This window comes from Pyxidicoccus caerfyrddinensis (genome assembly GCF_010894405.1).
Classification (GTDB): domain Bacteria; phylum Myxococcota; class Myxococcia; order Myxococcales; family Myxococcaceae; genus Myxococcus; species Myxococcus caerfyrddinensis.
Window position 1 is genome coordinate 471,949 of sequence record NZ_JAAIYA010000002.1, and the last position, 21,601, is coordinate 493,549.

At 70.9% G+C, this 21,601-nt stretch carries 17 protein-coding genes; 9 read left to right on the forward strand and 8 right to left on the reverse strand.

Translation table 11 applies throughout. The features are described 5' to 3' along the window. Positions 1–30: 30 nt before the first annotated feature. Complete coding sequence (locus G4D86_RS05515; RefSeq protein WP_163990209.1) at positions 31–1,287, forward strand: HlyD family secretion protein; 1,257 nt, start codon at positions 31–33, stop codon at positions 1,285–1,287. Between the two features lie 2 nt (positions 1,288–1,289). After that, on the forward strand, positions 1,290–2,831 hold the full coding sequence (locus G4D86_RS05520) for a DHA2 family efflux MFS transporter permease subunit (RefSeq protein ID WP_163990213.1): 1,542 nt from the start codon (positions 1,290–1,292) through the stop codon (positions 2,829–2,831). 76 nt (positions 2,832–2,907) lie between these two features. On the opposite strand, the gene G4D86_RS05525 is transcribed toward G4D86_RS05520, so the two are convergent. Together G4D86_RS05525 and G4D86_RS05530 are read right to left on the reverse strand one after the other, a co-directional pair. Further along, on the reverse strand, positions 2,908–3,318 hold the full coding sequence (locus G4D86_RS05525; protein WP_163990216.1) for a VOC family protein: 411 nt from the start codon (positions 3,316–3,318) through the stop codon (positions 2,908–2,910). 161 nt (positions 3,319–3,479) lie between these two features. After that, on the reverse strand, positions 3,480–4,559 hold the full coding sequence (locus tag G4D86_RS05530) for a polysaccharide lyase family 20 protein (protein ID WP_163990218.1): 1,080 nt from the start codon (positions 4,557–4,559) through the stop codon (positions 3,480–3,482). Positions 4,560–5,059: 500 nt separating this feature from the next. Between G4D86_RS05530 and G4D86_RS05535 the strand changes: the two genes are divergently transcribed. Next, positions 5,060–7,813 carry a CHAT domain-containing protein gene (locus G4D86_RS05535; protein WP_163990220.1) on the forward strand — a complete coding sequence of 918 codons (2,754 nt, stop codon included), beginning with the start codon at positions 5,060–5,062 and terminating at the stop codon, positions 7,811–7,813. Between the two features lie 27 nt (positions 7,814–7,840). On the opposite strand, the gene G4D86_RS05540 is transcribed toward G4D86_RS05535, so the two are convergent. Beyond that, the gene (locus tag G4D86_RS05540; protein WP_163990223.1) at positions 7,841–8,851 is read right to left on the reverse strand and encodes a cupin-like domain-containing protein; all 1,011 of its coding nucleotides are present in this window, start codon (positions 8,849–8,851) and stop codon (positions 7,841–7,843) included. Positions 8,852–8,998: 147 nt separating this feature from the next. Here G4D86_RS05540 and G4D86_RS05545 point away from each other — a divergent pair, with 147 nt between their 5' ends. The 4 genes from G4D86_RS05545 (at position 8,999) to G4D86_RS05560 (ending at position 13,119) form a co-directional block, all read left to right on the forward strand. Then, a complete protein-coding gene (locus G4D86_RS05545) occupies positions 8,999–9,199 on the forward strand; it encodes a hypothetical protein (RefSeq protein ID WP_163989412.1) in 201 nt (66 codons plus the stop codon). 132 nt (positions 9,200–9,331) lie between these two features. Continuing rightward, positions 9,332–9,892, forward strand: coding sequence for an RNA polymerase sigma factor (locus tag G4D86_RS05550; protein ID WP_163990225.1), 561 nt, complete (start codon positions 9,332–9,334; stop codon positions 9,890–9,892). Next, on the forward strand, positions 9,889–11,289 hold the full coding sequence (locus G4D86_RS05555) for a zf-HC2 domain-containing protein (RefSeq protein ID WP_163990227.1): 1,401 nt from the start codon (positions 9,889–9,891) through the stop codon (positions 11,287–11,289). Before G4D86_RS05550 ends, G4D86_RS05555 begins: the two co-directional genes overlap by 4 nt. A 183-nt stretch (positions 11,290–11,472) precedes the next feature. Continuing rightward, positions 11,473–13,119 (forward strand): acetate--CoA ligase, encoded by a 1,647-nt coding sequence (locus tag G4D86_RS05560; protein WP_205519472.1) that lies wholly within the window; start codon positions 11,473–11,475, stop codon positions 13,117–13,119. Between the two features lie 52 nt (positions 13,120–13,171). Here G4D86_RS05560 and gndA read toward each other — a convergent pair whose 3' ends face one another. The 5 genes from gndA to G4D86_RS05585 form a co-directional block, all read right to left on the reverse strand. Next, positions 13,172–14,596, reverse strand: a complete 1,425-nt coding sequence (gene gndA / locus G4D86_RS05565; RefSeq protein ID WP_163990229.1) for an NADP-dependent phosphogluconate dehydrogenase — start codon at positions 14,594–14,596, stop codon at positions 13,172–13,174. 22 nt (positions 14,597–14,618) lie between these two features. After that, complete coding sequence (pgl, locus tag G4D86_RS05570) at positions 14,619–15,290, reverse strand: 6-phosphogluconolactonase (RefSeq protein WP_163990231.1); 672 nt, start codon at positions 15,288–15,290, stop codon at positions 14,619–14,621. Next, positions 15,287–16,828 (reverse strand): glucose-6-phosphate dehydrogenase, encoded by a 1,542-nt coding sequence (zwf, locus tag G4D86_RS05575; protein ID WP_163990233.1) that lies wholly within the window; start codon positions 16,826–16,828, stop codon positions 15,287–15,289. Before zwf ends, pgl begins: the two co-directional genes overlap by 4 nt. A gap of 205 nt (positions 16,829–17,033) precedes the next feature. Beyond that, positions 17,034–17,933, reverse strand: coding sequence for an FkbM family methyltransferase (locus G4D86_RS05580; protein ID WP_163990844.1), 900 nt, complete (start codon positions 17,931–17,933; stop codon positions 17,034–17,036). Positions 17,934–17,994: 61 nt separating this feature from the next. Next, positions 17,995–19,812, reverse strand: a complete 1,818-nt coding sequence (locus G4D86_RS05585) for a hypothetical protein (RefSeq protein ID WP_163990235.1) — start codon at positions 19,810–19,812, stop codon at positions 17,995–17,997. A gap of 187 nt (positions 19,813–19,999) precedes the next feature. Between G4D86_RS05585 and G4D86_RS05590 the strand changes: the two genes are divergently transcribed. Further along, the gene (locus tag G4D86_RS05590) at positions 20,000–20,725 is read left to right on the forward strand and encodes a lysophospholipid acyltransferase family protein (RefSeq protein ID WP_163990846.1); all 726 of its coding nucleotides are present in this window, start codon (positions 20,000–20,002) and stop codon (positions 20,723–20,725) included. Between the two features lie 31 nt (positions 20,726–20,756). Further along, positions 20,757–21,539 carry a PhzF family phenazine biosynthesis protein gene (locus G4D86_RS05595; protein ID WP_163990237.1) on the forward strand — a complete coding sequence of 261 codons (783 nt, stop codon included), beginning with the start codon at positions 20,757–20,759 and terminating at the stop codon, positions 21,537–21,539. Positions 21,540–21,601 lie beyond the last annotated feature (62 nt).

Consider the following 21,601-nt stretch of genomic DNA (forward strand, 5'->3'; position numbering starts at 1 on the left):
CATCTGTCACCACAGCACCCGAGCCTTGCCATGAGCACCCAGACCGCGAATCTCGAGAAGGACATCCCCAGCATCGAACCCAAGGCCCCCGCCGCCGTCGCGGCGAAGCCGGCCGCCCCGCGCTCGTCGCGGGCGAAGAAGGTGCTGCCGGCGCTCCTGGCCGTGGCGCTGGTGGGCGGCGGCGCGCGCGCGGCGCTGACGTACGGCCACGAGGCCACCGACGACGCCCAGGTGGAGGGCCGCATCGCCAACGTGGCGCCGCGCATCTCCGGCCAGGTGGCGAAGGTGCTGGTGGGCGACAACCAGCCGGTGAAGGCCGGCGACGTGCTGGTGGAGCTGGACGCCACGGACCTGAACGCGAAGCTGGACGTGGCGCGCGCGGACGTGCTCAGCGCGGAGGCCGGCTTCGCCAGCGCCCAGGCGCAGCTCGCCCTCACCGAGACGAACGCCGGCGCCAACCTGCGCCAGGCGCGCGGCGGCGTGGTGCAGGCTTCCAGCGGCATCAGCTCGTCCAAGGCGGCGCTGGACCAGGCGCGCGGGGACGTGCAGTCCGCCGAGGCCCGCTTCAAGCTGGCCGAGGCGGACTTCAACCGCGTGAAGACGCTCAAGACGGAGGGCGCCGTCACCCAGGCGGACCTGGACGCGCGGCAGGCCGGGTATGACCAGGCGAAGGCCAACCTGGACGTGGCGCGCGCGCGGCTGACGTCCACGGAGGCCGGCGTGCAGGGCTCGTCCGGCGGCCTGGAGGCGGCGCAGGGCAAGCTGGCCGCGGCGGAGACGGTGGCCGTGCAGGTGCAGGCGGCCCAGGCGGCGGTGAAGCTGTCCGAGGCGAAGCTGAAGCAGGCCCAGGCGGCGCTGAAGCTGGCGGAGCTGGCCGTGTCCTATACGCAGGTGCGCGCGCCGGTGGACGGCGTGGTGAGCCGCCGCACGGTGGAGGTGGGCCAGGTGGTGGACCCCGCGCGTCCGCTGATGGCGCTGGTGCCGCAGAACGACGTCTGGGTGGTGGCCAACTTCAAGGAGGACCAGGTCGGGGAGATGAAGCCCGGCCAGGAAGTGGAGCTCACGGTGGACGCCTTCGGCGGCCGCGAGTTCAAGGGCCACGTGGACAGCCTGGCCGGCGCCAGCGGCGCGCGCTTCGCGTTGCTGCCCCCGGACAACGCCTCCGGCAACTTCGTGAAGGTGGTGCAGCGCATCCCCGTGCTCATCCGCTTCGACGGTGAGCTGAAGGACGCGGGGCTGCGGCCGGGCATGAGCGCTGAAGTGACGGTGAATACGAGGGGCCACTAGTCGTGCAGAGCGACGCCATCACCGGCTCCAAGGCCGGTATCACCATCGCCGCCATGGCCGCGGCGCTGATGTCCGTGCTGGACATCTCCATCGTCAACGTGGCGCTCAGTGACATCCGCGCCAGCTTCGGCACGCCGCTGGACCAGATTGCGTGGGTGTCCACCGGCTACATGATGGCGAACGTGGTGGTCATCCCGATGACGGGCTGGCTGCAGCGGCGCTTCGGCTACCGGCGCTACTTCACCGCCTCCATCCTGATGTTCACCGCGGCCAGCGTGCTGTGCGGCCTGTCGTGGAACCTGCCGTCGCTCGTGGTCTTCCGCATCCTCCAGGGCATCGGCGGCGGCGCCATCATCCCCACCTCGCAGGCCATCCTCTTCGCCCGCTACCCGCGCGAGGAGCACGGCATGGCGGGTGCGCTCTTCGGCCTGGGCGCCGTGACGGGGCCGCTGCTCGGGCCCACGGTGGGCGGCATGCTCATCGAGGCGGCGAGCTGGCACTGGATCTTCCTCATCAACCTGCCGGTGGGCCTGTTCGCGGCCTGGATGGCGTGGCGCCACATCGACCAGCCGGCCTTCGCGCCCACCCAGGACAAGGTGGACCGGTATGGCATCGCCCTCCTGGCGGTGGGCATGGCCTCGCTCCAGTTCGTGCTGGAGGAGGGCAACCGCGAGGACTGGTTCGACAGCCGCAAAATCACGCTGCTCGCGGTGGTGGCGGGGGTGGCGCTCATCACCTTCATCGTCCACGAGTTGGAGACACCCCAGCCGGTGGTGGACCTGCGCGTGTTCGCCAACCGCTCGTACACGGCGGCCACGGGCATCAACTTCATCGTCGGCACGGCGCTGTTCGCGGGCTCGTTCCTCTTCAGCCTCTACTGCGGCACGGTGATGCGCTACTCGGCGCTCGACATCGGCCTCATCTTCCTCAAGGGCAGCGTCATCCAGCTGTTCCTGATGCCGCTCATCGGCCGCTTCGGCGGGAAGGTGGATGGGCGGATGCTGGTGGGGCTGGGCATCATCGGCATGTGCCTGTCGCTGTGGACCAACGGCCACCTGTCCAGCACCGCGGACGAGGCCACGCTCATCCTGCCCGTGTTCATCCGCGCCTGCTCATTGGGCATGGTGTTCGTGCCGCTGTCGGTGATGGCGCTCAGTGATTTGCGGCCGGACCAGCGCGGGAACGCGGCGGGCCTCTACAACCTGACGCGTGAGCTGGGCGGCTCTATTGGCACGGCGTGGATGAGCAGCGCGCTCAGCCGGACGACCAAGGTGAACTTCACCGCGCTGACGTCGCACGTGGACGCCTACAGCCAGGTGACGCAGGAGCAGGTCGCCGCCATCCGGGGCGCGGTGGGCTCACGCGTGGCGGACCCGCTGGGCGCCGCCTACAGCATCCTCAGCCAGCGCATCAACGGCCAGGCGCTGGTGCGCGCGTTCAACGCCAACTTCACGGTGCTGACCGCCATCTTCGCCCTGTCGCTGGTGCTGGTGTTCATGCTCAAGAAGCCCGCTGCCGGCGTGAAGGTGGAAGGCGCGCACTGACGCGCGGCTGACACCCGGGTGCCCCTGACGGGCCCGTCCTCTTCCGGGGGACGGGCCCGTTGCTTTTCCGAGCGGGCTACGGCTGCGGCTGGACGTGCTTGGGGTCCATCCAGAAGATTTCCCAGTGGTGGCCGTCGAGGTCCTGGAAGCTGCGCTGGTACATGAAGCCGTAGTCCGTGGGCTCCTTCGTCTTCGTGGCGCCGGCCTTCAGGGCCTTGTCCACGAGCGTGTCCACGGCGGCCCGGTTGTCCGCGGAGAGGGCGATGATGGACCCGACGACCTTGGACGTGTCCGCGATCTCCTTGGTGACGAAGGTCTTGAAGAAGTCCTTCACCAGCAGCATCGCGTAGATGTTCTCGCTGATGACCATGCAGGTGCCGCTCTCGTTGGTGAACTGGGCATTGAACGTGTAGCCGAGCTGCTTGAAGAACTCGACGGAGCGGCTGAGGGACTGCACGGGCAGGTTCACGAAGATGCTGGTCGCCATGGCTTCAAGTCTCCTGTGTGGGTTCCAACCCTGCGACGAACGGCGTCGCGGGAGATCGACATGGCTTTTTGGCTTCTTTTTCCCGGCCCCGGAAAAAAGAAGGCGGACCCATCCTCGAAGGATGGACCCGCCGGGTGCTTCAGGAAGGCTGGCCGCTGCGGTCAGCGCCGCGAGCGGGCGGCCGCGGGGGCGTGCTTCCGCCGGCGGCCGAGCATCGCGAAGGCGGCGAGCAGGCCGGCGGCCGCCACGATGGGGACGCCTCCCGTGCCGGTGGCCGAGGCACCGCAGCCCTGGGGCGCCGTGCCGGGCACGCGCGAGCCGTCCGCGGGCGTGCCGCTGCCCAGGTCATCACCGGGCAGCGCGCCCAGGCCGGGCTGCTGGGTGTCGGGGGTGGGCGTCTGCACCACGGGGGCCTCGGGCTCCTCCTCCGCCGGGGACTCCGGCGCGGGGCTGGGGTCCGGCAGCGTCACCACCGGCGGCGTCTCCGGCGTCGGCTCGGGCGTGGGCTCAGGCGTCGGCGCGGGGGCGGGGGCGGGCGGCATCACGTCCTCCAGCTTGGAGGCCATGGTGAAGCCGTCGTGGTACACGAAGGCCTCCGGGCTGATGGAGTCGTCGCGGTACAGGCCGAGCTTGAGGTAGTTGAACTCGCTGCCGTACTGCGTGGCGGCGAAGGTCTTCGGCACCGCCACCTTGCCGTTGTGCCACATCTGCACGTAGCCGACCTTCTTGTTGGAGGACCACTTCACCTCCAGCACGAAGTCGTGCCACGTGCCGCGGTCCAGCGGCGCCTGCCACAGCACGGTGCCGGTGGCTCCGCCCACGCGCATGTTCATCTGCTCGCCGTTCACGAAGAACTCGAGCGGGGGCGAGCCGCAGCAGCCTTCCTGGTGCCACTGGGCGAAGACCTGCCACGTGTTGGAGCTGGGGTAGCTCTTCGGGAACTGGGTGCTCCACTTGTAGAACCACGTGGAGCCCGTCTTCTCCTGGCTGATGTAGAGCAGCTCGTTGCGGTTGCCGCTCGCGCCGATGGGGTCATCCCCCTGGCGGACGATGGCCTTCAGCGCATAGCGGCCCTCGCGCACGACGTCCGACACGATCTGGAGCCGGCTGTTGGCGACGGCCTGGGAGCGCGTCCACTGTGAAATGTTTCCCGTTTCGAAGTCGCCCTTCCACGCCACGTCCGCGGAAGCGAGCATTGGCAGTAGGGACAACAGGGCGACATGGCGAAGGAGATGCGGCAAGCGAGGTCCTTTCGTCTCGGGTTGGCGCAATGGGACAGCCGGGCCGCCTTCCCGCTTCCCGCCAACGCCCGTCTGCCAACCCCCAGAAAGCCCTCCGCTCGTGCCCCGCCTCGGCGAGCGACCTGCCCGGCAAGCCGACCCATAAGCCTTCCCCTCAACACTGCGGATGCAGTGATTCCAAAGGGATGCGCGCACGGCGTCATTCAAGGATTCCGGCCCACATCGTCTCTAGTGAAGGTTGGTTGGTTTCCGACCTGGCCACGGGGCCCAGCGCGGCCCGTCCGTAGGGGAAGGTGTTTCGCGAGGGCCTCGAAAAGCCCCTGGGAAATGCGGGAACCCGACAGGCTCATGTCCGTGCATACGGGGATTCCGTGGGTTGAGGAACGTCGAGACGCCCCGCGGCATGGGGGGATGCCCGGCGGCGCAGTCGGCGGCAAGGGGATGTTGGTGTAGAACCCGATAGGTGGGCGCTGCTTGGGGGTGGCGCCCGAGGGGGCAGTATGTTGAAGCCGGCGTACGACAAGCTCTTGGTCCTGGCGCTGGCGACGCCCGTGCTCGTATTGACTGTCCTGCTCGCACGGAGCCCCTCCAAGGGAGACGGCGGAGGCGTCACGCCCCAGTTCTGGGCCGAGCGGCGGGCGGCGGCGCGCATCGAGGCCCGGCTCACCCACCCCGAGGCGGACAAGTACCGGCCGCGCGTCTCTTCCGGCGGCTGCCCCGTGCCCCCGGAGCCCATCCCCCTGAAGGAGCTGGCGAAGCTGGAGGAGGTGGGGGACTGGGGCGGTATCGCCGCGGCCTATGCCCTCCAGGGCGAGTGGAACCAGGCGGCCTCCTTCCTGGAGCGCATGCCCGCCTCTCCGAACCGGGACAGCGACCTGGCGGCCGTCCACCTGGCGAGGGGGGCACACGAGCAGGCCCTGCGGCTGCTGGACGCGGTGCTCGCCGCCCAGCCGAAGCACGCGCAGGCGCTGTGGAACCGCGCGCTGGTGCTCCAGGAGATGGGGCTCACCATGAAGGCGGCGGAGACCTACGAGCAGGTGGCCACGCTGAACGAGCAGGGCTGGGGCCGCGAGGCCCATGCCCACGCCCTCTCCCTGCGCGAGGAGACGCTGGAGCGCGCCCGGAAGTGGAAGGGCGCCCGCGACGCCACCCTGGCGTTGATGGAGGACACCGGAGCCCCGCTGCCGCTCGAGGAGGCCCGCCAGCAGCCGGGCGTGGTGCGGCAGAGCTTCTATGACGTGGTCCGCTCGGCTCAGTCGAAGGACCGCGCGCTGGCGCTGCTCCCGCTCGCGCAGGAACTGGACCGGCTGCAGGGGGGCTCCACGCTGGGGGACTACGTGCGGAAGGTGGCGACGCGGGACTTCACCCGCCGCGCCCCGCTGGCGAAGGGCTACGCGGAGCTGGTGCGCACCCAGGGCCCGGTTCCGCAGGCGCTGCTGGAGACGCTGCGCGCCTCCAGCGAGGACGACCTCTTCGCGGGGGCCATGCTGCGCACCCGCGGCGGCGCGATGGGGTACGTGACGGACGCGGTGGAGCGCGGCAAGCGCCAGCAGGACCCCTGGTTCAACTTCTACCTGGAGCGCGAGCAGGCCCGGAAGGAGACGGCGGACGGCGAGTGGTGGAAGGCCGAGCAGCGGCTCTTCAGCGCCCTGCAGCGCTGCCGCGAGGGCGCCTTCAGCGCGGGCTGCGTGGAGCTGGAGCTGCGCCTGGGCATCCTCTACACCGACCTGCGGCGCCTCACCGAGGCCGAGCAGCACGCCCGCACCGGGTGGACGTGGGCGCGCCAGCTGCGGGAGTGGGAGCTGGAGCTGACCGCGCTGGAGAGCCTGACCCACATCGCGAGAGATCGCGGCGACTTCTCGAGCGCCCGGGCCTACGTGGAGGAGTGGTCCTCGCGAGGCGGTCGGAAGAACACCTGCTACTGGCCGCGGGTCAACCTGGCGCACATCCAATTCCTGGACATGAAGTCGGAGGACGCGCGCCGCACGCTGGAGAGCGCTTCCTCGTGTCCCAACGCGCCGCTGGACTTCATGTTCGCCGCCACCTTCTCGGAGCTGTCCCGCGTCCGCCCGACCCCGGGGGACGCGGAGCAGCTGCGCAAGGTGCTCGCCGCCCCCTGGGCCACCAACCCCATCCCGGGCGACGCCATCAACGCGCGCTACATCGAGGGCCGCTTCGCGCTGGACCGCGAGCGCGAGCAGGGACAGGCCCTGCTCAAGCGCGCCATCAATGAGGCGGAGAAGCTCCCGCGCGCGGACACGCAGGCGCGCGATGCGTGGACGCTGAGCTACTCCTCGCTCGTCACCGACGCGGGGCGCACGGGCGACTGGGCCCGGGCGCTGGAGCTGATGGCCGCGCAGCTGGGCACCTCCGTGCCGGCGCGGTGCGCGCTGGCGGTGGCGGTGCACTACGAGCGCGGGGTGGTGGTGGCCCGCGGGCCCCAGGGCGAGGTGGTGGGGCACTATGACGGTGCGCGCCAGGAGCCCTTCTCCCGCAGCCCCACGTCCTCGCTCGTCCCGGAGCAGATGCGGCAGGCGCTGCGGGGCTGCGAGCGGGTGGACGTGCTCGCCTGGGCCCCCGTCTTCGGCCGCACGGACCTGCTGCCGCCGGACATGGCCTGGAGCTTCCGCATGGGGAAGACGGCCCAGCCGCGCACCGCGTCGAGCGGGCGCCGGCTCGTCGTCTCCAGCGTGGAGGCCCCCTCGCTTTTGCAACTGCCCCGGCTGCCCGCGTGGACGCCTTCGCCAGAGCCCGAGCCCACGCCGCTGGAGCTGCTGTCCGGCTCGGAGGCGACGCCCTCGCGCGTGCTGTCGCGCATGTCGGACGCCACCGAAATCGAGATTCACGCGCACGGCATCAGCGACCCCGCCCTGTCGGACGCGTCGCTGGTGGTGCTGTCGCCGGAGGGCAACGGGCGCTACGCGCTCACCGCGGACGTCGTCCGGCAGCAGAAGCTGGCGGGCTCGCCCCTCGTCTTCCTCGCCGCGTGCAGCGCGGGGCGCCTGGCCTCCACCACCACCAACGAGCCCTTCAGCCTGCCGGCCGCCTTCATCGACGCGGGCGCGCGGGCGGTGCTCGCGTCCACCGTGGACATCCCGGACGCCGCGGGCCGCTTCTTCGACGGGGTGCGCCAGCGCATCCGCGCCGGCTCCGCGCCCGCCGTGGCCCTGCGCGACGAGCGGCAGAAGTGGCTGGCCCGCGACTCGCGCAACGCCTGGACGCAGTCCGTGCTGTTGGTGGAGACGTCCGAGTAGCGCGGCGGGCCTCTTTCCGCCGCCGGCTCAGCGGGGCGTGGGCAGGTACGTGTTCCCCTTGGGCACCCGGAAGTGGTGGAACGTCACCGAGGCGCTCACGTCCAGCGCGCGCACCCAGTGCCACCAGCCCACGGGGATGAAGACCAGGTCCCCCGGCTCCAGCACCGCCTCCACCACGTCCGCCTCCGCGTAGAGGGGGAAGCGCTCCGGGTCCGGGCGCTCCGCGTCCACCTGGCTGAAGGTGCCGAAGCGCGGGTACATCAGGTGCCGCTGGAAGGAGGGGATGAGCTTCACGTGCTTGCGCCCCATCACCTGCGCCAGCAGCACGTTCATGTTGTCGTGGTGCAGCGGGGTGACGGTGCCCGCCGGGCCCAGCAGCAGCGTCATCATGTCCGGGCGCAATTCCGGGTCGATGATGCCCCGAGGCGCGCGCACGTCCTCTCGCAGGGCGCCAAAGCCCTCCCGCGCCCAGTTCTCGTTGCGCGGCACCATGTAGTAGTCGTTCGTCTCGCCCCCCGTCTCAATCATCCGCAGGTAGTCCTGGAAGCGCATGCTGGAGCGGTGCTTCTCGTACTCGGGGGCATGGTCCGGGTTGGCGTTGCGCCCCATCATCACCTCCACCTCCACGTCCCCCGCGCGCTCGGCCAGGTACGCCAGCGTCCAGCGCCCCAGGGCGGGCCAGTCCTCCATGAGCCCGCGCAGCACCACCGGGCGGTGCCCGAAGTAGTAGCGCGCGAAGAACTCCTCCGGGGCCAGGCCCTCGCGCCGCTCCAGCGTCCGGTGCCCGCCTGCCTGCCGGTGCAGCGCGCTGTAGGTGTCCATGATGGACTCCAGCCAGCCATGCCGGCGTCCCACACGCAGGGCCGCCTGGTAGTAGGGATGCGCCAGGACCGCGGCCACCTCCTCGCGCGCCACGTCTTCCGCCACGCCCGCACCTGTCAGGGCCTGTACCGCCTCATCGTGACTCACCCCCAGGGCCAGGTTCTCCACCAACCACGACTGCCACTCCGGTGACAGCCGCGAATTTTCCCTGCTCATTTAGAACTCCCTGGAATCCTGGTGTCAGTCCGACCCGGGGCTACTCACGAAATCGCAACCAGCATGGTAAGGAATGCGACCGTTTGCGTTTTACATACATCAGCAACTTGTCCGTGCTGCCTGTAGCCAGCACGAGGAGCGAGCGCCATGACGCCCGGTGCCAATGAAACGAAGAAGAGCCCTTCCCTTGCGGCGATTGCTGGGGAGCCCGAAGTGGAGCCCAACGTGAAGAACAACTACGTGGACTGCGCCACCAACGTGGACGTCCAGCGCCAGCGCCGGCCCCTGCCGCCGCCGGCCACGCCGCCCCTGAAGGACTCCAGCGGCGACGCGGCCCGGAACGGCTGATCCTCCTGCCCGGTAAGGGTTTTTTTACCCTCCCGGGCATTTTACTGTCTGGCGGCCGCTTTTTTCTTCTCAAGGATTGGGCGGCCGCGCGTCTTTGGTGGGAAACCACCAGCTGCGCAAGCGTGGGGCATCATGGCAAACCTCTTCAACCGGGAGCGGCGGCGCTTCGAAGCGTTCATCCGCCAGCATCGTCCGGGCCTTCTGGGCCTGGCACGCCGGTTGTGCGCGCGCTCGAGCCTGGAACCGGAAGACCTGGTCCAGGAGACCTTCGAGCGGGCGATGCCGGAGTTCGAGCACCTGAAGGACAGGACGGACTCGGCGGCGGCGGCCTGGCTCTGCACCACCATGACGAATCGCTTCCTGGACTACTGCCGCCGACAGCGGACGGAGACCCGGGGGCTGCCTCACCTGGCGCTGGTTCAGGACGCGGCGTTGTCGCCGGATGACTCCCAGGAGAACTGGGAGCTGGTGAACACCGACGAGTTCCAGAAGGCCATCGAGCGACTGAAGCCGCACCTGCGTGACGCCTACCGGCTCCACGCGGAGGGCAAGCGCTACACGGCCATCGCCGAGCATTTCAACGTTCCCGTAGGCACGGTGGGCAGCTGGCTCACCCTGGCTCGCAGGGACCTGAAGGAACTGCTGCTGCCCCAGGTGGCGGTAGCCCGGGAGCAGGGGGCAACGAGCTCATGAACACGCCATGCACCAAGCTGCACCTCTTCGTGGATGGGGAGCTGTCCCCCACCGAGGCGGACGCCTTCCGTCAGCACCTGACGCGCTGCGAGGAGTGCGAGGTCGGCCTGAGGGACTTGCTCCAGCTGGAGCTCCTGGCCTCGCGGGCCCTGGCGGGCACCGGGGCCGAGCAGGACGACAGCCAGAAGGTGACGCCGCTGCGCCCGTGGATGCAGCGGGCCTACAGGGCGGCGGTGCCGGTGGCGCTGGCGGCGGGCCTTGCGGCGGTGGGGGTGTACCGCCTCCAGGCGGAGCCGCGGATGCCCTCCGAGGTCTTCCTGGCCAGCGCGGACACGCGGACGCTGGCGGCGCGGCTGAGCCATCCGAGCGCGGACCGCTTCCGGCGCTTCGAGCCCATGCGCGGTACGAGCACCTCCTCGGAGGCGCTGCCGCTGCGGCCGCTGGCGGAGCTGGAGGAGCGGCAGGACTTCCGCGGCATCGCTTCGGCGTACGCGCTGCGCGGGGACTGGCAGCAGGCGGAGGCCTTCCTGGCCCGCGCTCCCGAGTCCGCGGACAAGGACAATGACCGCGCGGTGGTGGCCCTGAGCCGGCAGCGGTGGGAAGAGGCGCTGGAGCTGCTGGGCGGCGCGCTGCGCCAGGAGCCCAAGCACCCGCAGGCGCTGTGGAACCGCGGCCTGGCGCTGCAGGGGCGCGGGCTCTGGGAGCAGGCGGAGGCGTCCTTCCGCGAGGCGGCCGAGGTGCCGGGGCAGGACGCGGGATGGGCGGAAGAGGCTCTGTCCCGGGCGAACGAGCTGAAGGAGCAGCGGGAGACCGAGGGCGCGCGGTGGCGCAATCAGGTGAAGGAGTCGTGGCAGCAGCTGGCCGCGGGCAAGGCGGACGTGAAGCAGCTGGCGCAGCAGCCGGCGGTGGCCCGCGCGGCGCTCTACGAGTCCGTGCGCACTGCCACCACGTCGGCCCAGGTGGAGGCGCTGCTGCCGCTGGCGGAGGAGCTGGACCGCGTGGGCGGTGGCGCCGTGCTGCAGGACTACGTCCGGGACATGGCGGCGCGGGACTTCAGCGCGCGTGCTCCGCTGGCCCGCGAGTACGCGAAGCTGGTGGCCGAGGGGAAGACGTCGCCGGGCATGCTGGAGACGCTGCGCCGCTCGAAGGAGTGGGACCTGTACTTCGGCGCGCTCGTGTACACGGGCGAGGCGCGCAAGGACGCCGAGGCGCTCAAGGCGCTCCAGCGGTTCTCCCACGGCTCCAGGGACCCGTGGCTGACCCTGGTGGTGGATCGCGAGCGCGCCTGGAGCGAGGCCCAGGCGGGCCGCACCGACGCCGCCGAGCGACTCCTGCTGGCCACGCTGCGCAGCTGCGAGGCGTACGACAAGCTCTTCCACTGCGCCGAAATCAACTGACGCGCGGCCTCCGGTGACGGAGGCAGGTGGACGTCTCGAGAGGCCGGCCCTTCGCGGGGTCGGCCTCTTCGCTTTTGGGGCCCGCGCGTGTCGTCCACCGGGCGAAGGCGGCCCGGAAGGCGAGGCCGGCTGGAGAGGCGCGTGGCAGGCTTCGGGGTACGTCTTCACCCAGGAGTGACTCACATGCCCCCATCCGCCCCGCTCAACCTGCGTGACTACGAGGCCACCCGCCGTGACTTCCGGTGGGAGCGGCCCGAGCACTTCAACTTCGCGGCGGACGTGGTGGACCGGCATGCGCGCGAGCGGCCGGACGCGCTCGCGCTCTTGTGGTCCAACGAGGCGGGGCGCGAGCAGCGCTTCACGTGGGAGGACGTGCGGCGGCACTCGCTGCATGCCGCGCGCTTCCTGACCGGCCTGGGCCTGCACAAGGGCGACAGGGCCTTCATCATCATGCCGCGCGTGCCGGAGTGGTGGTTCCTGGTGCTGGGCTGCATCCGCGCCGGCATCGTCTTCATGCCCGGCACGCCCATGCTCACCGTCAAGGACATCCGCTACCGGCTGGTGGCCGCGGACGCCAACGCCGTCATCGCCGACGTGAGCTGCCTGGACCGCTTCGAGGGGCTCGTCGGCACGGGCCGGGTGGAGACCTGGGTGGCGGTGGGGGAGGGCGCGCCCTCGCCGTGGGTGCGCTACACGCCGGGGGCGGCGGGCTCGGGCGCGCACGGGGAGGGCTTCGCGCCCACGCGTGCGGACGACGCGATGCTCATCTACTTCACGTCCGGCACCACCGGCATGCCGAAGATGGTGCTGCACACGCACGCCAGCTACGGGCTGGGGCATGTGATTACCGGGCGGTACTGGCTGGACCTCACGCCGGACGACAGGCACCTGACGCTGAGCGACACCGGCTGGGCGAAGTGCGCGTGGGGAAAGCTCTTCGGGCCGTGGAGCCAGGGCGCGTGCAACGTCGTCTACGACTTCCGCGGCCGCTTCGAGCCCGCGAAGCTGCTGAAGGTGCTGGAGGCGCAGAAGGTGACCACGTTCTGCGCGCCGCCCACCGCGTGGCGGGCGCTGGTGCTGCAGGACTTGAAGGGCTTCGACTTGTCCTCGCTGCGGCACACGGTGAGCGCGGGCGAGCCGCTCAACCCCGAGGTCATCGACACGTGGAAGGAGGCCACGGGCCTGCACATCCGCGAGGGCTACGGGCAGACGGAGACGGTGGTGGTGGTGGGCATGTTCCCCTCGGTGGAGCCGCGCGTGGGCTCCATGGGCAAGCCGTCACCGGGCTTCACGGTGGGCGTCATCGACGACGCGGGTCGCGAGGTGGCGGACGGGCAGGAGGGCGACATCGCCGTGCGCGTGGCGCCGGAGCGGCCGGTGGGCCTGTTCCACGGCTACCTCAACGACGAGGGCGCCAACGCGGCCTGCCGCCGGGGCGACTGGTACGTGACGGGGGACAGGGCGGTGCGGGACGCGGACGGCTACTTCTGGTTCGTGGGCCGCTCGGATGACGTCATCAAGACGTCCGGGTACCGCGTGGGCCCCTTCGAGGTGGAGTCCGCGCTGCTGGAGCACGCCGCGGTGGCGGAGTCCGCCGTCATCGGCGTGCCGGACGACAAGATTGGCCAGCGCATCAAGGCCTACGTGGTGCTGGCGCCGGGGCACACCGCTTCGCAGGAGCTGGCGAAGGAGCTCCAGGAGCACGTGAAGCACACGACGGCGCCGTACAAGTACCCGCGCGAAATCGAGTTCGTCACCGAGCTGCCGAAGACGGTGAGCGGGAAGATTCGCCGCGCGGAGCTGCGGGCCACGCCGCCGAAGTCCGGGTGAGCCGATGGCACCGTCGGGGGCGGGACTCCTTCGCCCGCCCCCGACGGCGTCTCTACTTGTTCCACTCCGTGTGGACGAAGCCGGCCTCGGGCCTGTCGCGGCGCTGGTACGTGTGCGCGCCGAAGGCGTCGCGCTGGGCCTGCGTGAGGTTCTGCGGCAATTCCGGGCTGCGGTAGCTGTCCATGTACGCCAGCGACGCGCTGAACACCGGCACGGGGATGCCCGCCTTCGCGGCCACACCCACCAGCCTGCGCCACGCGGGCCCCATCTTCTCCAGCACGGGAGCGAAGGCGTCCGACACCATGAGGTTGGGCAGGGTCGGCTGCTTCTCGAAGGACTCGCGCAGCGGCGTCAGCAGCTTCGCGCGGATGATGCAGCCGCCCCGCCAGATGCGCGCCATCTCCGCCAGGGAGATGTTCCACTTGTACTCGGTGGACGCCGCCTGGATGAGCCGCATGCCCTGCGCGTACGTCACCACCCGCGCCGCGTAGAGCGCGTCATGCGCCCACTGCGCGAGCTGCGCCTTCTCTTCCGAGGACAGCGTCTCGGACGGGCCCTTCAGCTTCGCGCTCGCCGCCACTCGCTCGTCCTTCATGGAGGACAGGTTGCGCGCGTCGAGGGCCGAAGCGATGGAGGGCACCGGCACGCCCAAATCCAGCGCCACCTGCACCGTCCACTTGCCCGTGCCCTTCTGGCCCGCCTTGTCCAGCACCAGGTCCACCAGCGGCTTGCCCGTCTCCGCGTCCTTCTTGCGCAGCACCTGGATGCTGGTCTCCAGCAGGAAGGACTCGGCGATGCCCTGGTTCCACTTGGAGAACAGGTCCGCCACCGCCTCCGCGCTCAGGCCCAGTCCGCGGCGCAGCACGTCGTACGTCTCCGCGAGCAGCTGCATGTCCGCGTATTCGATGCCGTTGTGCACCATCTTCACGAAGTGACCGGCGCCGTCCGGCCCCACGTGGGTGACGCACAGGCCCGCCTCCGTGCGCGCGGCGATGGCCTCCAGCACGGGGCGCACCAGCGCGTACGCCTCCGGCGGGCCTCCCGGCATGATGGACGGGCCGTGGCGTGCGCCCTCCTCACCGCCCGACACGCCGATGCCCAGGAAGTGCAGCCCCTTCGTCTTGCACAACTCCTCGCGGCGGCGCGTGTCGAGGAACCAGGAGTTGCCCGCGTCCATGATGACGTCGCCCGGCGACAGCAGCGGGAAGAGCCGCTCCATCATCTGGTCCACCGCCGCGCCCGCCGTCACCATCAGCAGCACCCGGCGCGGGCGCTCCAGCCGCTGGACGAACTCCTCCAGCGACGCGGTGCCCTTCAGCTCCTCGTGGCCGTACTTCTTGTGCATCTCGTCGATGCGCTCGGTGTGGCGGTCCCACGCCGTCACCCGGAAGCCGTGGTCCGCGATGTTGAGGGCGAGGGCCGCCCCCATGACTCCCATGCCCGCCACGCCGAACTGCGCGCCCGCTGTGTCACTCATGGTTCCTCCAGAAGTCTGCCGCTCACCGTCCGGCGGCGGCCGGATCCAGCATCCACTGCGTATTCGTCACCCGCGCCGCCGGCAGGGACACGTCGCCCGCCAGTGCCCGGCGTACTGCGTCCGCCTTGCCCGCGCCCGCCACCAGGTTGAGCACGGCGCGCGCCGAAAGCAGCACCGGCAAGGTCAGCGTCATCCGCCACGGCGGCGGCTTGGGGCCCACCACCGCCAGCACCCGCCGCTTCTGCTCTTCCAGCGCCGGGTGGCCGGGGAAGAGGCTGGCCGTGTGCCCGTCCGGCCCCATGCCGAGCAGTACGACATCCAGCACCGGCGGGAGCGTGGCCTCGTACTCGCGCGCGGCGGTGTCGCGGTCCTCGCGCTCACCCTGCATGCGGAACACCTGGGAGGAGGGCAGCCGCAGCGGCTTGAGCAGCGTGTCCTCCACCATGCGGTAGTTGCTGTCCGCGTGGTCCGGAGGCACGAAGCGCTCGTCCACGAAGAAGATGTCCACCCGCTCCCACGGGAGCTTTGCCTCCGCGAGCGCCCGGTATGCGGGGCCCGGCGTGCCGCCGCCGGACAGGGCGAGGCTCGCGCGCGGGCGCGCGGCGAGCGCCTCCCGGAGCGAGCGCTCCATCCACGCGGCGGCCTCCCGCGCGAGCGACTCGGAGGGGACGACCTGCGGCGGGGCGAAGCTCATAGCCGCGTCCAGCTCCGGCCGTTGCGGGCCAGCAGGGCGGCGGCGGCGTCCGGGCCGGACGAGCCGGGTGCGTACGTCTGCACCTCGCCGCCCTCGCCGGACTCCAGCGCCCGGAGGATGGGCGTCACGTAGCTCCACGCCTGCTCCACGCTGTCCTGCCGCGCGAAGAGGGTGGCGTTGCCGCGCATGCAGTCCAGCAGCAGCCGCTCGTACGCCTCCGGCACCGGCTTGTCGAAGCTCTCCGCGTAGTTGAAGTCCATGGTGACGCCCGCGATGCTCACGTCCTCACCGGGCACCTTGGACTCGAAGGACAGGGCGATGCCCTCCTTGGGCTGGATGCGCAGGGTGAGCACGTTGGGCTGCAGGCGCTGGCACGTGGCGCCCTCGCCGGCGAAGAGGCCCACCGGCACCGACTTGAAGTGGATGGACACCTCCGTCAGGCGCGCCTTCAGGTTCTTCCCCGCGCGCAGGAAGAAGGGCACGCCCTGCCAGCGCCACGAGTCCACGTTCATCTTCATGGCCACGTACGTGGGCGTGCGCGAGTCGGGCTTCACGCCCTTCTCCTTGCGGTAGCCCTCGTACTGGCCGGCCACCACCGCCTGGGCGACGTCGCGGCCCTCCAGCGGGCGCAGGGCGCGGAACACCTTGTTCTTCTCGTCGCGGATGTCCTCCGCGCCGAAGGACACCGGCGGCTCCATGGCGCACAGCGCGAGCACCTGGAGCAGGTGGTTCTGCACCATGTCCCGGATGACGCCCGTCTCGTCGTAGAAGCCGCCGCGGCCCTCCACGCCAATCTTCTCCGCCGCGGTGATTTCCACATGGTCGATGTGGTTGCGGTTCCACAGCGGCTCGAAGATGGCGTTGGCGAAGCGGAAGACGAGGATGTTCTGCACCGTCTCCTTGCCCAGGTAGTGGTCGATGCGGAACACCTGCTTCTCGTCCAGCACCGCCGACAGCTGACGGTTCAGCTCGCGCGCGCTCTCCAGGTCGTGCCCGAAGGGCTTCTCAATCACCAGCCGCCGCCAGGACTTCTGGTGGGGCTGCTCCTGCCTGGGCAGCAGGCCGGCCTGGGAGAGGCCGTGGAGGATTTGGGGGAAGGTGGAGGCCGGCGTGGCCATGTAATAGAGCTGGTTGCCGTCGGTGCCGTGGCTCTTGGAGACCTGCTCCAGCTTCTCCTTCAGGCGGGCGAAGGAGGCCGGGTCGTCGTAGGCGCCGGAGACGACCTCCAGCCGCGGGGCGAAGCGCTTCCAGGTGGCCTCGTCCAGCGGCTGCGTGCGCGCGAACTTCTGGAGGCCCTCCTTCACGTGCTCGCGGAAGGCGTCTCCCTCCAGCTTGGAGCGGCTGTACGCGACGATGGCGAAGTGGTCCGGCAGGAGGTTGGCGCGGGCCAGCTCGAACAGCGCGGGGAACAGCTTGCGCTCGGCGAGGTCTCCCGTGGCTCCGAAGATGACCACCGTGCACGGGTCCGGACGGCCCGCGCGCACCACCGGGTCTCCTTCACGGGGATGGGTCTCGATGTGCAGCCCCTGCGCGTCCATGTCGCTGCCTCCTCCGGATTCGACTGGGGCGGGCACCTTCGCCGCCTTCCTCGCCGCCGGGCAAGATGAGAGTGCGCGCAATGACGGGGGCGTGACGTCCGCTCCGACCGGGGAGTGACCTGGAGGTCAGTCCCCACGTGCGCTTTCCGCCCACTGCTAACGGGCGGACCGTGCGGGCGCCAGCGGGACGTTCAAATGTCGCCGTTCACGGCAGGCAGAGCAGCTGGTACCGCAGGGTGTCGAGCTGCTTCACCTCGGACAGCTCCACGCGGCACTGGCGCTCGATGCTGTCGAAGGGGGACAGGCGGTTGAGCACGCGGCGCACATGTCCCTGCCGGGCCTTGAAGTCGTCCGGCGACACGTAGGCGCGGATGTTCCGGTAGTGGCCTTCGAGCAGCTCGCAGACGCGGCGCGGGTCTCCTCGGGGAAATTCCCCGCGGCCGTGCACCTCGATGTAGAGGATGGGCTTGTCGCGCCGGGCCAGCACGTCCTTCATGCCGGTGAGCACGTCCAGCTCGAAGCCCTCCACGTCAATCTTCACGAAGTCCACGCGCGGCACGCCGTGCTTCGCGATGAAACCGTCCAGCGTGACGACGGGGACGGAGATGCCGGGCGCGCCGTCCTCGGGGACATGGCCGTTGAGGCCCGGGGCGAACGTCAGCATGCCCTCCTGGGAGCCCACCGCCGCCTGCACCGCGTGGCAGTTGTCCAGGCCGTTGCGGCGCAGGTTGGCGTCCAGCTCCGCGAAGTTGTCCGGCTCGGGCTCGAAGCTGTGCAGCTGCCCGTCCGGGCCGATGCGGCTGCGCAGGTACAGGGACAGGTAGCCGATGTTGGCGCCCACGTCGAAGGCCACCATGCCCGGCCGCACGTGCGGGGCGATGAGCACCAGGTCCGACAGGAACTTCTCGCCCTGGAGGTACAGCAGCATGTGCGTGGTGCTGCGGTGCGCCTGCAGCGCGATGTCGTAGCCGAACAGCTGGCGTTCGACTTCCAGCGGCTGCTGCCCGTTGAGCCCCAGCAGCAGGCGCGCCGTGCGCAGCTGGCTGAACGGGAAGAAGCTGTGGGCAATGCGGGCGGCCTGGAGGGCCGGCTTGAGCGGGAGCATGGGGTTCACTCGGGGTTCCAGGGCACCGCGCATTGTACGGGCAATAATGTGTGGCCGGCGGTCATTCGCCCGGCTGCCGTGGGAACACGCGGGCGCGCAGCGCCTCCGTCCTCCGGCGCCGGTGTGCGTCGCCCCTGTCGAGCAGCGTGGCCAGCGAGTAGTGGCGCAGCGCGGGGACCAGCTTCCCCTCGTGCTCCAGCGCCGCGCCGCGCTCCTCGGCCAGGTCCGCGAGCTTCTCCCGCGTGTCACCGTCCGGCAGCGCGCTCCACGGCTTGTAGGCGAAGACGCAGCGCCAGCGCTTCAGGCCCCGCTCCGCCTCACCCTCCTGGATGTCCTGCTCGAACAGGCGGGCGAGCCCCTCCCGGTCCGGTGCCAGGGCCGCGTCCTTGCCGCCGGGACAGCGCGGGTCCTCCCTGTCGGTGAGGCCCACGAGCTGCCAGTGGTCGCTGCCCAGGGGGCGGAACTGCGACATCAGCGTCTGGAACCCGCGCAGGTGCCCGCTGGGCCCGTGCGCGTCCAGCAACACGGGTGGCCCCTCCGAGACGAGGTAGTCCTCCAGCGCCGGGTAGTTGCCCGCGTGGTGCGCCAGCGCGTAGTCCGCCAGCCCCGCCACGTCGATGATCTCCGCGTGGCGCATCACCATCGCCTGGCCGCCCAGGTCCGGGTACCCCACCAGCGGCCGCGCCTGCCCGAGCCTTTCCGCCAGGTCCCGCACGTGGCGGAAGCGCTCCGCGATGAAGTCGTACGGCAGCTCCGGCGAGGCCTTGATGCGCGGCGCGCGCAGCACCGATGCCTGCATGGCCGGCACGCCGAGGAAGAGCACGCCCAGCCCCGCCACGGCCACCACGCCCCGCGCCGGCCACGTCCACCGCGCGCCGCGCCCGCGGAGCCAGTCGGCCCTCGCGCGCAGGCCGGACAGGCCCGCGGCCACGCACACGCCCAGCAGCGGCACCAGCGGCGCGAGGAAGCGCCACTCGCGCATCCAGTCACCGGAGCGCCACGCGAAGTACCCGCCGCTGACGAGGAAGAGCGCCGCGAGCGCCGCCGTCCTCGCGCGCGCGGCGCCTCCCAGAAGGCCCAGCACCACGCCCACCGCGGCGAGCTGGCAGAGCCGTTCGTGCTCCGCGAGGTAGTTGCGCACGTAGCCGGGCCCGTCGAACTGCCAGAGCCGCTTGGCGTAGTACGTGTTGGGCAGCAGGTCCGCGAAGTACACCCAGCGCACCAGGAGCCACCCGCCCACCAGGAAGAGCAGCCACAGCGCGATGCCCAGCGCCTGCCGCCCCGTCCAGCGCCGCTCCAGCGCGCGGTGCACGAGCCAGAGCCCGCCGGCCGCGGCGGTGTAGAGGATGCCCTCCGGACGCGTGAGGCACAGCAGGCCCAGCGCCAGGCCCGTGCTCGCGCCCACTCCGGTGCGCAGCTCGCGCAGCAGCAGCACTCCGGCCGCGGCGAGGAGGAAGGCCTGGAGGCCGGTCTCCATGCCGCTCGAAATCCAGGACGCGTACGTGGCGCTGGTGGCGGCCACCCACGGCGCGGCGGCGTCTTCCAGGCGCGGGGCGCGGTGCTCCGACACGGGGCCCCACAGCGCGAAGAGGGGCAGCGCCAGCAGGCCGAAGACGATGCCCAGCGTGTGCGCGTACGTGTCCGGCGGCAGGCTCAGCGGGTGGCTCAGCCCCAGCAGCAGCGTCCAGAGCGGATTGGAGAAGCCCTCCACCGGCTGCGACGCCGGGGTGACGCGCAGGCCTCCGCCGCTGAAGAAGGTGTGGCCGTAAGCGATGGAGATGGCCGCGTCGTCCACGATGGGCACGGCCAGGTAGCCGCAGAGATAGGCCAGCGCCGTCACCGCCGCGAGGACGAGGCCGGCCGTCAGCCACGTCTCCACGCCGGAGCCAGGCCGGGTGGGGAGAAGGCCAGTGGCCGAGGGTGAGGGGAGACCCATGTATGTGTGCGTCTATGCCAGGAACCGAGGGGTTTCCAGTACGACTGCTGCCGGGCAGGCGTCCTCCGGCGGGGCGGGGAGGCCCTGGGGCGCCGGGGGGCCGGAAGATGCTATGCCCTGGCCCCTCGCCATGAAGTACGCCGTCACGCTCTGGTTCTGGCTCGTCTTCGCGCTGACCGCCCCGGTGCTCTTCACGCTGGGGGCGCTGCTGCTGCTCGTCACGTACCCCTTCGACAGGGACCGCCGGCTGCTGCACTCGCTGGTGTGCCGCTGGTGCCATGGACTGTGGCTGCACCTGTCCCCGGGCTGGCGCACGCGCGTGGAGGGCCGCGAGCTGCTGCCGCGCGGGCCGTGCGTGCTGGTGGTGAATCACCAGTCCGCCGTGGACATCCTGGCCGTCATGGGCCTGCGCTACCCGTACAAGTTCGTGGCCAAGGCGTCGCTGTTCTCCCTGCCGCTGGTGGGGTGGATGATGTCGCTGCTGGCCTACGTCCCCATCGTCCGCGGCTCCTCCACCGCCCTGCACCAGCTGATGGACCCGTGCCGGAAGTGGCTGCGCCGGGGCATGCCGGTGCTCATCTTCCCGGAGGGCACCTACTCCTCCGGAGGCCAGCTGCTGCCCTTCAAGCGCGGCGCGTTCCAACTGGCGCTGGAGGAGCACGTGCCGGTGGTGCCGGTGGTGGTGGAGGGCACGCCGGAGCTGCTGGACGGCGATGGCCCCTGGATGCGCCCGCGCGCCTCCATCCGCGTGCGGGTGCTGCCGCCGCTGGCGCCCGAGACGTTCGGCCCCGACCCGGTGGAGCTGGCCTCACGCGTGCGCTCGCTGTACGAGCAGACCCTGTCCGCCACCGGCTGAGCCGGCGAGGCGGTGAATGAAAGGAAGCCTCATGCGCCTGCCCCTCTTCCAGGTGGATGCCTTCTCCTCCCGCGTCTTCGGTGGCAACCCCGCCGCGGTGTGTCCGCTGGACGCATGGCTTCCGGACGCGGAGCTGCAGGCCATCGCATTGGAGAACAACCTCTCCGAGACGGCCTTCTTCGTCCGCGAGGCCGGCGGCCTCCGGCTGCGCTGGTTCACCCCCACGCAGGAGGTGGACCTGTGCGGCCACGCCACGCTCGCGGCGGCGTGGGTGCTCTTCCACCGCTTGGAGGCGGGGCTGGAGCGCGTGGAGTTCGCCTCCCGCTCCGGTCCGCTGGTGGTGACGCGGGAGGCGGACGGGTGGCTGGCCATGGACTTCCCCTCGCGGCCGCCCACGCCGTGCCCGGTGCCCGCCGGGCTGGTGGAGGCGCTGGGGGCGGCGCCTCGCGAGACGTTCGCTTCGAGAGACCTCGTGGCCGTGTTCGACTCGGAGGCGCAGGTGCGCGCGCTGCGGCCGGACCTGGCAAAGCTGGCGACGCTGGACACCTTCGCGGTGGTGCCGACGGCGCCGGGGAAGGACGTGGACTTCGTGTCGCGCTTCTTCGCGCCGCGCGCGGGCGTGCCGGAGGACCCGGTGACGGGCTCCGCGCACTGCTCGCTGGTGCCGTACTGGGCGAAGCGGCTGGGCAAGTCCGCGCTCTCCGCCCGGCAGGTGTCCGCGCGCGGGGGTGAGCTGCGCTGCGAGGAGCGAGGCTCTCGCGTGCGCATCTCCGGTCAGGCCGCGCTGTACCTGGAGGGCTTCATCACCTGGTGAGGCGTTGTGCTGGCAATCGGGTTGTAAAAAGCCGGCGTGGGTGCGGCACAACGTGCACGCGG